The following is a 13990-nucleotide window of genomic DNA, read 5'->3' on the forward strand; positions in this document are numbered from 1 at the left end:
TTGTCATTAAAACTTAAGGTCGATGTTAAAACCAAAGCTGCGGGTAGAAGGTGTTTGCAAATTGTCTTTTCCCGGATCCGGATCGATGTTGGGCATATCTGACCAAAGCAATAAGTTACGCCCTACCAAGGATATCGAAGCGCGGTCAATGAACACTTTATCCAAAAGCGTTACAGGCAATTGATAGGTCAATGTCACCTCTCTCAACTTTAAGAAAGTAGCATCATAATAACCCGGCTCAGAAGCATCTCCATCATAATAATCTCTTACCCATGAAATGTAATTTACCGCAGTGGTATTTTCAGCATACTGACGGGTATCGCTGGTAATATTTCCTTCCTCATCGTAAATCACTTCTCCGTCTGTCACAACTACACCTTTTCCTACATACGAGGCTTTTCCTTCGTTGGCATCGTCCCGGTATTGGTTTACTGTAGCAGGATGGGTACCTCCCCAATACATTTTCTGATTGGTAGACGTATAGAATTTACCTCCTACCCGTCCGTCAAAGGAAACGTTCAAGCTCAAATTTTTGTAGGTAAAGCGGTTTTGCAATCCATATACCCAATCCGGATCTCCATTGCCAATCTTTCTCACATACGAATCGACCAGAGGCAAACCGTTTGCCCCGTAAATGACTTCTCCTTCGGGTGAGCGTTGCCATACACTGGTGTAAATTGCATCCGCTCTTTCTCCTTCATGCAAATTACCTACTTTGCCATTTTCATCATATGCTTCTTTCAAATAGCTACGGTGTAGGTTCCAGTTCAAATTCACATCCCAGGTAAACGCTGCTGATTTTATTGGCGTACCGTGCAACATCACCTCCACCCCTTTCCGGGTATAGGTATTCGCATTGATCAATCTCTGTGTAAAACCGGAACTCTTTGAAACCGGGATAGTCGTTAGGTTATTATAATCCCGCATCTGATAGTAGGTTACATCCAAACCGATCCGGTCGTTCAATACTCTCAAGTCCATACCTACTTCAAAAGCATCGGTCGTTTCCGGTTCCAGCCCTGCACTGATTTTAGTACCGGGGAAATATACAGAAGCGTTTTCTCCCCAAGTGCTTCCGGCATTGTACGCCTGAATATGGTTGTAAGGATTTTCCACACCGTTCAGGGTAATGTATCCCGAAGAAACCTGTGACCAAGATCCTCTCACTTTGAAAAAGTCGATAAACTCCGGCATTTCTATCAAATCGGAAACCACAGTACTCAAGGCCACTGATGGGTAGAAATAGGAATTATTTCCAACCGGCAAGGTCGAAATCCAGTCGTTACGACCGGTGAAGGTTAAAAACACAGAGTGGAAAAGCTCAAAGTCCAAGGTTCCGTAAATACTATTCACCTTTTGGTCCGTCTGTCCGTTGCTACCTGTCAGCTTTTTGATTGAGTTCGACAAATTGAAAAAATTCGTCACGTGTAATCCGTCTGTCTGAATAGACAAGTTTTTGGAATTAGAATACCGGTTGGCTACCCCAAAAGAAGCTTTGATTAAGAAATTTTGGTTAATTTGTTTTTTATACGTTGCCAAAAGGTCCGTATTCAAATCAAAATTGTAATCATTATACAATTCATAATTTCCTTTTGATACTACACTATAACGGATGTAACTTTTCGGCTCTTTATAAGACCGGTTACGGTTGTGCCAGTTTACCCCGGAGCGGAACAAGACCTCGAAATCTTCACTTGGAGAATAGGTCAATGCCATTTGGCCGTAGGTGTTGTCTTTATGATAGCCTCTCAAGAACTCATGAGCTTGGAAATACGGGTTATTGTACCAAGAATTATTGTAATGCTTTTGTTGATAGCCTTCTTTTCCTTTTACCCAATAATCTTCCAAATCTCTGACATCCACATCCGGCCCGGTCCATAGCACTAAGTTGTACAAATAGTTATGAGGCCCATACGATCTTTCCGGGAAGTTATTTGTGTACTGTTTGTTGTAAGACAGTGAAGCATCCACTTTTAATTTCTCGGCCAGCTTGTACCCACCGGAAACCGTAAAAGTCGTAGCATCCAACTTTGTGTTAGGTACCATACCTTTTTGATGCATATGGGATAAAGATACCCGGAAGTTTCCTCGATCGTTTCCTCCCGTAACACTGACGTTATTGGTAGAAATCATTCCTGTACGGAAGAAATTCTGCACATTATCCTTTCCTCTTGATAAAAACGGAGTCGGCATCCGCTCACCGGTTACCGGATCTACCGGGCTATTGAATTGAGGCGTTTCAAAATATCCGCTAGGCGTACTGGGGTCTTTTTGATCCAGTTTGGGTCCCCAAATCCAACCGGCACCTTCCGTACCGCCACCGGAACCGTCTACATAAGCATATTGTCCGTTATTTCCCGCCCCATAAGTGGTTTGCACTTCCGGAATGCGTAAGAAGCCCGTTTGAAACATGGTACTGGAGTTCACATCCACACTCAGTTTGCCTTCTTTTCCTCTCTTGGTTGTAACCATAATGGCCCCGTCCTTTCCCAAAGCACCGTACAAAGCGGAAGCCGTTGGTCCTTTCAATACATCAATGTTCGCCACATCATCGGCACTGATCTCCCAAAACTTCGCTTTGGGGTTAGGAATACCATCAATCACAATCAACGGCTCTTTACCCCGCAATGACACACCGGAATCTTCAAAAAGCCCGGTAGAATTGTATACCGTCAAACCGGCCACTTTACCTGTCAAAGACTTCATGATATCGGATTCCCGGGCTTTCACCAACTCTTTTCCTTCCACGTTTTGCACCGCATATCCCAATACTTTGGCCTCTTTTTCCACTCCCAAAGCCGTTACCACCACTTCACTCAGCTCCTGGGTTTCTTCATTCAATACGATGGAAAGTTCGGATTTACCTTTTACCGGTACCTCCATCGTTTCGAAACCAACATACGAAAATATCAATACGTCATTTTCGGAATTCAACTGAAGGGTATACTTTCCTTCCATATCCGTAATCGTCCCTTTGGAAGTGCCCTTGATCACCACACTTACTCCCGGTAAACTCATTCCGGTAGGGTCGGTCACGATACCACTTAAACTGATTCCTTGTGCAAACAATCCTTGCACTGAAAGTAAAAGTAAGACTACCAGCCCCGTCCTTAGAAAAAGGGCATAGAAAGGCAGCCCAAGTTTGTAAAACTTAAGTCTCATAATTGCCAATTATAGTTTTTAGATTAGATAGATATTTATTTGACGTTGAACTTGAATTTATACAATGAGAAAATCACTCCCCGGCTATTACAGATTGTCATCCTGACTGTACTCCAAAGCTGTTTCTCTAAAAAGCACAATTTTGTATAAGCCTCTTTTTAATTACTACCCGGTTTGACTTGACATAGCAAGCCTATCGTACACAGTGTTTGATTGTGCACAACAAGATTCTTTATCCATAAAAAATCACTTCTGTAAGTTGTATCAGTTCTTATTCCCTCTGGCTTTGTTTTTTCTTAAAAGCAATTGTACTTTCTCCTTTTGATCGATCAAGACCCTGATTGTTTTTGATGGGTTCATTGGTAGCGCATGATTGTTACTTTTCTATGTATTAAGTTGTAAAACTTCTCCTTATCATAAGGAGCAAAGTCGAACCATGCAAAAGTGATGGATTAGCCAATAAGTTGTATCACTACTGTAGTTAATTAATCGTGATTTCTATGTTACCTAAAAATTAAATGAACATTCAATTAATTTTACACAAAACTAGAATTAATTATACATTCTGTCAAAGTATAGGGGATTTTTTTCCCCTTTCTTTTTTTATGTTTGGGGTATGGGACGAAAAAGTTTAAAAGAAATCCGGCAAAAAGAAATTCTCCAGGTATTCTACCAAGTTGCTCAAGAAGAAGGACTTGAAAATACTTCCTTTGCCAAAATAGCAAGTAAAATGGATATCAATCCAAGCTTGATCATCCATTATTTCAAATCGCGTGAAGACATGATCCTGGCACTTATCGACTTCATCGTAGATCAGTACAAAAGCATTTACCAGGTAAATCACCACAAAAGTAAAAAGCCGCTGGACCAACTGTTGGGAGTCATTGACAACATCTTTTCCAGAGAATGGAATATGCTCTTTGCCGATAGTGTATTTTACAGTTGCTTTGCGTTGATCTTTCGCAATGAGATCATCCGCCAAAAGTACAAAGAGCTTCATGAATTCTTAAGAGGTTCTTTGGCCGTCTATATACAGCAATGTAATGAAGAAGGAAGCCTTAGTATAAAAGATGCCCATCATTCTGCCGATTTGATTTTTTTACTTTCGGATGGCGCTTACTATTATTTAAGTATGATTGATGATCCGAAAGAATATCAGGATAAACTTATGAACTATAAAAAAGAAGCACTAAACCTTTTAGGACTCTCCAAGTAAAATCTATTTCTTCGCCTTTCAAGGGCTTTTTTTGACTGAAGCCCTTGAAATAAAGTACTTGTATGCTATGAAGTGAATGAACCTTTTTCTTTTTCCTGAAAAATGTTTCAAAAACACCTCCTCTGTGTTACTTTTTTTCAACAATAGCGTTGGCTATTCTCTTCAAAAAGTGCCTTGACGAGCCTATTTTGATTTCATTTTCGGTCAAAAACTATAAGAGAAAACCACTTCAATGGTACAATTTATGAAAACTGTATTACTGTATATTTTAATTTCGCAATCAGATTGCCCAAATAACTGAAAAGAAATAGAACATGGCTTTATAATTACAAAGCCATTTAATTTTTTTAAAATGGTAATAAAGTAAACCAAACATGAAGAAAACAGCGTACTCAATACTCTTTTGTTTAGGATTCTGGCTAACAAATAGCCTCGTAAATCAAGCCAATGCGCAAATTTTCAAGGATTGCAACCTGCCAAACCTTCAGTATTTCGTAGATGAAATGCCCAGTTTTTCTGAGGATGGCGGCTTAAAAGCTTATTTTGAAAAAGAGCTGGGCAAAAAGGTAGAGGAATATACAGGGCATGTTATGTTGCAGATCTTGATTGCAAATGACGGGACACCTTGCTGCAAAAGCATTATTAATAAAAGTAATCAACAAAACGGGGACATGAACCTCAAAAAACTCATTAACAAGATGCCGAAGTGGAAAGCCGCTTCTAAAAAAAATCAGGCGGTGAATTCCGTTGCGTATTTGACACTGCGTTTTGAAGAAGGGCAACTGAATGTGGAATACGACCGGATGTAATAAAAGATTGAAGGGTTGGGGGAGTGAAGGATAGAAGGAATGCAGGATTTAAACATCGCACTTACGGCCCAATAGCCCGTGAATGAGTGAAATGGCGAATGAGTGAGTGAAGGCCGAGAAACAATAATAATAGGGGTTTACTCAGTTTAGGGTTCTCAGCGATGTAATAAAAGATTGAAGGGTTGGGGGAGTGAAGAATAGAAGGAATGCAGGATTTAAACATCGCACTTACGGCCCAATAGCTCGTGAATGAGTGAAATGGCGAATGAGTGAGTGAAGGCCGAGAAAAAATAATAATAGGGGTTTACTCAGTTTAGGGTTCTCAGTGATGTAATAAAGGATAGAAGGATAGAAGGAATGCAGGATTTAAACATCGCACTTACGGCCCAATAGCTCGTGAATGAGTGAAATGGCGAATGAGTGAGTGAAGGCCGAGAAAAAATAATAATAGGGGTTTACTCAGTTTAGGGTTCTCAGTGATGTAATAAAGGATAGAAGGATAGAAGGAATGCAGGATTTAAACATCGCACTTACGGCCCAATAACTCGTGAATGAGTGAAATGGCGAATGAGTGAGTGAAGGCCGAGAAAAAATAATTTTGTGGTTCGACACTCGGTGACCTGCACCTCTACCCTTTCCTCAGGTCGTAGTATGTTTTTACAACCTGCAAAATTTCCTTTCTTCCTTAACACATGGTGTTTTTCATGACGACCGAAGAGTGGACAGCTTTCTAGCCGGTCAAAGGGCAGGCTCTAACGAGAAGCCGATTATCGCACACGGATACATTTAATATTTCCTTAATCTGTTTTATTATTCTTCGAAAAAATTTATATTTAAAATTGTAAAAATTCACTGAATAGTCATTCAATTTAATCTCATACCTTTGAAACGGGACTCATCTAACACTGACAGAATGCTGGTGACTCAGCTGCGACAGGGAGATAAACCGGCTTTCAGCGCTTTGTTTTCCAAGTATTCGGAAAGAGTATATTTTACCGCTCTGAAATTTCATCTCAGTCATGCCGATGCGGAAGAAATTGTTCAAGAGGTATTTATCAAGATTTGGGAAAAGCGGGAACAAATTGATCCGGCCCGGTCTTTCAATGCCTTTATCGCCAGCATTGCCAAAAATATGATCATCAACAATGCCCGGAAAAAAGCCCATGAAATGGCTCATCAACATTATTTATTAGGGCAACAAGACATACACCGTAACTCAACGGAAGAAGAGGTGATCAGTACGGAGCTCACACAATATGCCCAGTCTTGTATTGACAAGCTCCCTCCCCAACAAAAGCAAATATTTGAGCTCAGTAGGTTGAAGGGTCTTAGCCATGAAGAAATTGCCGAACAATTAAATTTATCCAAACGGACTGTTGAAAACCATCATTTCCGGGCAATGAAATACCTTAAAACACATATGCATCCTCTACTTTCTTTGAGCAAAGTCTTATTGTTATCCCTATTTATATAATGCTTCAAAGGAATACTTCTGAAACCATATACAACCCAACTCTCCCCTCTACTGTTAAAAAGTACTTACTGAAAAGTAAAAAAATCAGTGGAAAAGCCATAATATTACTACCGCCAGGTATGCCTACCTCACACGACAGTCTTTTTTAAAGGGGTTCATCATTGTTCAAAAGGATTGATTCAACTGGTACCCGGTTGGAAACCTTGATACCATTCTGAGTAAGTGCCAATAATTTTCGTATAAAAGCTTGGCTTCTCCTATCTTGCAAGATCTCAAAACATTTTTTTAAAAAAATCATTCAACCCCACTGAGTAAAGTGTTTGGCTTAAGTGTATTAAGAGTATAAACCCGATTATTCCTATTTTAATATTACAACGGTGGACCCTAAACTCATAGAAAAATATTACCGAGGAGAATGCAGCCAAGAAGAAGCGCGAAAAGTGATGGACTGGATGAACAGTCAGGATGCTTTGCAACAGATGGAAAATGACTTTGATCGCTATTGGGAAGAAAGCCGGGAGCATAAAAACTCTTTTGGTAAAAAGCATCAACAGCTTTGGGCCAACTTTGACAAAAAATCAGCACTCAAGCCGGGAAAAGAACGAAAAATAACAAAGTATACACTAAGAAAAGGAGATAAAAATTACGGTTTGAAAATAGCAGCTTCTATCTTAATCGTATTGAGCATTTCATTTTGGTTTTACCAAAATTCACTCCAAGATTCAGCTCAAACAACAGTTGCTTCTATCCACTACACTACCATCACTGTTCCGGAAGGGCAAAAACGTACACTGAAACTAAAAGACGGATCAACAGTCATCTTAAACGCGGGGAGTACCCTTCGCTTTCCGGAGCAATTCAGCGACAGTACCCGCCAATTACATTTGACAGGGGAAGCATTTTTTGAAGTAGTCAAAGATCCCTCCAGGCCTTTTATGGTACATAGCGGATCACTAAAAACTACCGCCTTAGGGACTTCTTTTAATATCAAAGCCTATCGCGATGAAAACGAAGTAACCGTTTCATTGGCCACGGGTAAAGTAGCTGTTCAACAAGCAAAATCGTCCATTTTGCTGCATCCGGAGGAAGAGGTAGCCTACGATCCAAATACTTTACAGTGGGAGAAAAGGCCTTTTGACCCCGCATTGACTTTAGCCTGGAAAAACGGCACGCTCTATTTTAAAGATGCGGATTTTGAGGAGATTTTCCAACAGTTATCCCGTTGGTACGGAGTGCATTTTGAATTTAAAAACCGTCAAAAAGGACCTTGGCAATTCACTGGGAAATTTCATAAAGAAGACTTGGAAACGGTATTACAAGCCATAGGAACCTCAAAAAGCTTTACCTATTCGATCGCGCAAAATAATGTCCTTATCCTATTCAATTAAATGCTTAAAAGTATGAAACACTTTTCTACCTGACTCGAAGCAAAAAACCGATAATATAACCAGGTTACATTATCGGTAGAGTATTGCAGGTATCTATTCCTTTTGACAGAGGCATTGGGGGATGCGGGATGTCAAAAAGGCCGGATAACCTATGTTTTAATCAATTGTCCCATCAATTAAAACACTCAAAGATATGAAATTTAAACCTTTACCACTAATTATAATGCTATCGAAATATTCGATATATGGCTTGATTGCCCAGGTCATTTGCATCCAACTGTTGCTGGCCTCCCCAGGCAAGGCACAAAAGGTCAAAAGTATCCGGGAAGTGACGGTAAACGTTGCACTTTCCAATGCTTCGTTACTCGAAACCTTTGCGCATATCGAAGCACAAACGGACTTTTACTTTGCCTATGATAAAAGAGACCTCAACCGGAAAATCCGGATCAGCAAAAAAACCAATCAAATCACCTTGGCAGACTTACTCACGCAAATAGCCAAAGAAGGTCGCTTGAAATTCAAACAAATCAACAACAGCATCATTGTTAACAGAATGCCCAAGGTCAAACATCCTGTGCATAGCAAGGAAGTTGTCGTAGCCAAATTGATTAGTGGCAAAGTTACCGATGAACAAAACCAACCCTTGCCCGGAGTCAGTATTTTGATCAAAGGCACTAACCAGGGAACCATCACCGATATCAACGGAGAGTACAAACTGGAAGTGGAAACAGGGGAAACGCTCATCTTTAGCTTCGTAGGTTTCCTCCCCAAAGAAGTAACGGTAGGAGAAGCCGTCAACATTAATATTCAGTTACAAGAAGATATTCAGACTTTGGAAGAATTAGTGGTTGTAGGATATGGAGAACAAAAGAAAATCAATCTCACTGGCGCTGTGGATAATATCAACTCCAAACAATTGGAAAACAGAGCAGTCGCTAACCTTTCACAAAGTTTGCAAGGGATGATTCCTAATTTAAATGTGGAATTTCCTAGTGGAGAGCCTGGAGGTACTGCAAGCTTCAATATCCGTGGTTTTACTTCTATCAATGGAGGCAATCCCTTAATTCTCATTGATGGTATTCCTTCCAATGAAGCTGATGTCACTCGATTAAACCCCAATGATGTAGAAAATGTTTCAGTCTTAAAAGATGCTTCTTCAGCGGCTATTTATGGTGCTAGGGGAGCTTATGGAGTAGTGTTAATTACTACGAAAACTCCAGACAAAAACCAAATCACCTATTCCAGTAATTTTATCTGGTCCAAACCTACCATTACACCAGACCCTATTACTGATCCTTATATCTTTTCCCGCTTATTGGAAATTTCTACAAACAATACTCCCTGGGATTATGTAAACTACTCGGACGAATTCTATCAATGGGCTAAAGAGCGATCTGAAAACCCCAGTGTAGAGGATGTACGGATTGATCCCAATGACCCGAATAAGTGGATGTATATGGGAAATACGAACTGGAACGATTATTTTTTCAATAAAGCTGCTTATTCGGAAAATCATAACATTGCCTTTAGTGGCCGCAAAGAAAAAGTCAGCTACTATTTATCCGCTAATTACAGCAAAGAAGATGGATTGGCTAAGTTGACTACAGATGACTGGAAACGCTATGCTTTTCGGGGCAAAATCAACTATTCACCCTATGAATGGTTAAACCTGGAAAACAACACCTCTCTGACACAAGCCGAAAGAGACCGCCCTACTTATAACATTACCAATGTATATGACCTGAAACCCACCGATGTAATTAAAAACCCCGATGGTTCTTGGGCCAATACCGATGCAGGAAAAGCGGCTGCTCAGATGATAGAAGGAGGCCGTACCTTCAATAGAAACTACGGCCTTCAAACCAGTGCCAAATTGGAGTTGGTTTTATTTGACGGAGCTTTGAAACTAAATGGAGACGCTACATTCAGAAGGGACTTTAATAAAGACCATTGGGATGGCCAAAAATACCGTATTGGCTATGGACCTGAGGACATACGGGAAGAAGGAGGAGAAGGTTATGCCTATGAAGCAGCCAGCCTGATCAGCTATAACGGATATAACTTATACGGAACGTTGAAACAAACGTTCAACCAACACGAATTCAGCCTTTTAGCTGGGTACAACCAAGAAAGCAGCGTTTATGAATGGTTTAGCGCACAAAGAGACAAGTTGATATCTTCTACCTTTCCGTATCTGAAACTGGCGACCGGTGAGGAAAAAGTTGATGAACGTTTTACTGACTGGGGAGTAAGAGGTGTATTTACTCGATTTAATTATATTTTTGCAGAACGGTATATCTTCGAATTCAATGGTCGCTACGATGGTTCCTCTCGCTTTCCGAAAGAACGCAGGTACGGTTTCTTTCCTTCTTTTTCCGCAGCTTGGATTGTAAGCAAGGAGCCTTTTATGAGGGGGTTGAGTAATAGCATCAATACTCTAAAGGTCAGAACCTCCTATGGCTCATTAGGCAATCAATCGGTAAGTAACTATGGACATATACTTAAAATGGGAGTTCATAACTCCGGCTACCTACTTGATGGAGAAAAGCCGGTAGTAGTCTCAGGAGCACCTGCCTTAGATATAGACCCGCAAACGTATACTTGGGAGAGAGTTGTTACGAAAAATATTGGTATCGATTTAGGTTTATTTAATAATAAAATCTTCACTACCTTTGATTACTATGAGCGTGATACCAAAGACATGCTTGCCCCTGGCGAAGAACTGCCCAATGTACTGGGAGCTAACGTACCTCTAGCAAATGTTGCTGACCTGAGAGGCAAAGGCTGGGAAGTCTCACTTACTTACAAAGATGAGTTTAATGTAGCTGGCAAACCTTTAGCTTTTGATCTCAGAGCAACTCTATCGGATAATAAAGCTAATATTACACGCTACAAAAACGAAGACCAACTATTCAGTCGATGGAGGGAAGGTCAACAAATAGGAGAAATCTGGGGATTGGAAAGCGATGGTTTTTTTCAGTCGGAAGATGAAATCGCAGAGCTGGATCAGTCGGCCATTGTTCCATGGGGAGCTTTGGACATCGTACCGGGTTGGCCAAAATTTAAAGACCTGGATGGCAACGGAAAAATTGAAAAACCCCAATCAGCCAAAGACCCTAAAGACTTCAAAATTATAGGAAACTCTACCCCCCGTTATAATTACGGAGTCACTGTGAATATGAATTGGAATGGCTTTGACGCCCGGATTTTCTTTCAGGGTATCGGTAAGCGGGATTACTACCCGCGCCATTACTTGTTCTGGGGTCCTTACCAACAACCCTATGCCAATACCTACCCCCACTTGTTAGATTTTTACCGAGGAGAAGCCGACAGCGAAGCCGAAAGGGCCAAACATTCACAAGCATATTTAGACCTTGGTCTGGCCGAAGCCAATACTGATGCGGAATATCCTGTATTACAAGCTTGGTTGGCCGATGCCAATTACGGGTCCGGCCTGGACATTCCACAAACCAAGTATTTGCTCAGTGCGGCATACCTCCGTTTGAAGAACATCACCCTTGGCTATACCTTGCCTAACTCTTTTACAGAAAAATTAAAACTTTCCAACGTACGGTTTTATGTGACTGGTGAAAACCTTTGGGAAGCTTCCGAAATCAAGGATTTTGTTGACCCTGAAGCAATTCAATTCAGAGGGTATGCTTATCCTTTTCAAAGAAAGTATTCTGCCGGATTGAATGTCACGTTCTAAATCTTTTTTATTTCAACCTGAAAAATCATGAAAAGAGTCTATATATTCTTAAGCATCTTCACGCTCTTCTTGGCAGCCTGTGATGACAGCTTTCTTGACCGCTATCCCCGGACCGAATTTGCCCCGGAAAGTTTTTTTAATTCGGAAGAAGATCTGGCCATGTATGTATATGGCTTGCATTCTGTCTCTTCGGTATACCAATATCAGGGAGATCAAGGTACAGACAATATGGCTACTACCGCGGTAGTAGAGATTAAAAACATTATGACAGGAAACCCCACTTCCGAAAACATTTCCGGGGGTTGGAACTGGGCGTATTTGCGAGATATCAATTTCTTCTTAGAGAATTATCACAAAGCCAGTTTAGATGCACCCACGCAAAATCATTATGAAGGGGTGGCCAAATATTACAGGGCTCAGTTTTACTACAATAAAATAAAGCGCTTTTCGGATGTACCTTGGTATTCACAAACGCTGGGCACTACCGATGAAGACCTCTATAAACCCCGCGATCCCCGTACTCTTGTGGTTGACAGTATATTTGCCGATTTGGATTTTGCAGTTCACCATACCCGGGATAAAGCAAACGTACCGGAGGGAGCAATTCATAAATGGGCAGCGCTTATGTTACAAGCCCGCATCGCATTGCACGAGGGAACCTACAGAAAATACCACGCTGAACTTGGCTTACAGAATACCGCTAATACGTATCTGGAAATAGCCCGCAATGCAGCCCTGGAAATTATCTCTTCCGGAGAGTTTGCCATTTCTATGGAAGGAGGTACTGAAGAGGCCTACCGGAATTTGTTCAATAGCACCAGCCTTTCGGGAAATACCGAAGCCATCTTAGTCCACTACTATGACTATGAAAAAGAGAAAAGCAGCAATATAAACTTTACTGTCTTTGGCGATTATGAACAATCTCCTTCACGAGACCTGGTCATGAATTATCTGATGCAAGATGGCAATCGTTTTACAGAGCAACCGGCCCATGAGAGCCTCACTTTTGTAGAAGAATTTCAGAACCGGGATCCTCGTCTGAAACAAACCTTGGTCTACCCGGGTTGGGTACAAGCACCTAACGACAACGCTTATGTACAAAGACTCAATAAAAACTTTACCGGTTATCATCAATTAAAAGGGTATATCAATTCAACGGAAAACTCAATATTACAGAGTATGGATGTACCGGTATACCGTTTTGCCGAAGCCTTGCTCATTTATGCGGAAGCCAAAGCCGAACTGGGAGAACTGACACAAGCGGATTTGGATATGAGTGTGAATCAATTACGAGACCGGGCTGGTATGCCACATTTGCTCATGGCGGAAGCCAATGCCAATCCTGACCCTTTCTTGACGAGTAAATACCCCAACGTATCCGGTTCCAACCAGGGAGTTTTGCTTGAAATCCGCAGGGAAAGGCGTATTGAATTTGCGTTGGAAGGTTTCCGCTTTGACGATTTAATGCGCTGGAATGCCGGAAAATTACTGGAAAACAAACCGGAAGGAATGTATTTCCCCGGACTTGGAAAGTACGACATGACCGGAGACGGTATCGAAGACATCATTCTCATTGGCAAAGACCAGGATATTCCCGATTTGGAAGACAAAGAGAAAAATTCTTTGGGCGAAGTATTGGTCTATTACAAAGCGGGATTGCTCGGAGAAGAGGTCACGGTGTATCTGCAAAACGGGGAATCCGGTGGGAATATCATTACCCAAAACACTGAAAGAATTTTTACCGAACCAAGAGATTATTACCGGCCTATTCCTGCACACGAAGTATTGTTAAACCCTCAATTGGAACAGCTATTCGGTTGGCAATAATTAGCTAAAATGCGTTTCATTTTTTTGTCAATAAATTTTGTAAAACAAACTACGCTTCATCTATTACACCTATTGAATAATTCAATTAACCTAACATGTAAGCCCTTAGTAATTCATTTTACTAAGGGCTTTTCATTTGATTCAGACAGTAACTTATAGAGGGCTATCGGAAAAGTCAAAAGAACATAAAGCATCATAAAGGCTATAAAACACAAGGAATTGATTTATAAAAAATTACACCTTTGCTGGTCTTTGTAGCTATATACCGTTTTTTAGACAGCCTCCACAAAGGTACCTTTATCAAGTATAGATTGGGTTTTGACTAAAGAGAGATACACCTCTGTTTTAGTTCATTCACTACCTATCCAAAGTTGTGTCAGAAACAAAATTCCCCATAGGTTTACA

The 13990-nt window shown here is 40.9% G+C and carries 7 protein-coding genes; 6 read left to right on the forward strand and 1 reads right to left on the reverse strand.

Annotation, left to right across the window (positions count from 1 at the left end; genetic code table 11):
- Nucleotides 1-6: 6 nt before the first annotated feature.
- Nucleotides 7-3162, reverse strand: a complete 3156-nt coding sequence (locus AAG747_RS04790; RefSeq protein ID WP_346819997.1) for a SusC/RagA family TonB-linked outer membrane protein — start codon at nt 3160-3162, stop codon at nt 7-9.
- Nucleotides 3163-3778: 616 nt separating this feature from the next.
- Between AAG747_RS04790 and AAG747_RS04795 the strand changes: the two genes are divergently transcribed.
- The 6 genes from AAG747_RS04795 to AAG747_RS04820 all read left to right on the forward strand — a co-directional run bounded on the left by AAG747_RS04795 (nt 3779) and on the right by AAG747_RS04820 (nt 13585).
- A complete protein-coding gene (locus AAG747_RS04795) occupies nt 3779-4378 on the forward strand; it encodes a TetR family transcriptional regulator (protein WP_346819998.1) in 600 nt (199 codons plus the stop codon).
- Nucleotides 4379-4752: 374 nt separating this feature from the next.
- Nucleotides 4753-5187: a hypothetical protein gene (locus tag AAG747_RS04800; RefSeq protein WP_346819999.1), complete on the forward strand. Its 435-nt coding sequence runs from the start codon at nt 4753-4755 to the stop codon at nt 5185-5187.
- Nucleotides 5188-6100: 913 nt separating this feature from the next.
- A complete protein-coding gene (locus AAG747_RS04805; protein ID WP_346820000.1) occupies nt 6101-6661 on the forward strand; it encodes an RNA polymerase sigma factor in 561 nt (186 codons plus the stop codon).
- Nucleotides 6662-7038: 377 nt separating this feature from the next.
- Complete coding sequence (locus tag AAG747_RS04810; protein ID WP_346820001.1) at nt 7039-8049, forward strand: FecR family protein; 1011 nt, start codon at nt 7039-7041, stop codon at nt 8047-8049.
- 193 nt (nt 8050-8242) lie between these two features.
- Nucleotides 8243-11758: a SusC/RagA family TonB-linked outer membrane protein gene (locus AAG747_RS04815; RefSeq protein ID WP_346820002.1), complete on the forward strand. Its 3516-nt coding sequence runs from the start codon at nt 8243-8245 to the stop codon at nt 11756-11758.
- A gap of 27 nt (nt 11759-11785) precedes the next feature.
- Entirely contained in the window at nt 11786-13585 is a 1800-nt protein-coding gene (locus AAG747_RS04820) for a RagB/SusD family nutrient uptake outer membrane protein (RefSeq protein ID WP_346820003.1), read from the forward strand.
- Nucleotides 13586-13990: the final 405 nt, after the last annotated feature.

The sequence above is a fragment of the Rapidithrix thailandica genome (genome assembly GCF_039710355.1).
Taxonomy (GTDB): Bacteria; Bacteroidota; Bacteroidia; order Cytophagales; family Flammeovirgaceae; genus Rapidithrix; species Rapidithrix thailandica.

Bases quoted from the DNA above. Each gene is read 5' to 3' on its own strand.
- AAG747_RS04790 (WP_346819997.1), bottom strand. From the start codon at position 3,162: ATGAGACTTAAGTTTTACAAACTTGGGCTGCCTTTCTATGCCCTTTTT.
- AAG747_RS04795 (WP_346819998.1), top strand. From the start codon at position 3,779: ATGGGACGAAAAAGTTTAAAAGAAATCCGGCAAAAAGAAATTCTCCAG.
- AAG747_RS04800 (WP_346819999.1), top strand. From the start codon at position 4,753: ATGAAGAAAACAGCGTACTCAATACTCTTTTGTTTAGGATTCTGGCTA.
- AAG747_RS04805 (WP_346820000.1), top strand. From the start codon at position 6,101: ATGCTGGTGACTCAGCTGCGACAGGGAGATAAACCGGCTTTCAGCGCT.
- AAG747_RS04815 (WP_346820002.1), top strand. From the start codon at position 8,243: ATGAAATTTAAACCTTTACCACTAATTATAATGCTATCGAAATATTCG.
- AAG747_RS04820 (WP_346820003.1), top strand. From the start codon at position 11,786: ATGAAAAGAGTCTATATATTCTTAAGCATCTTCACGCTCTTCTTGGCA.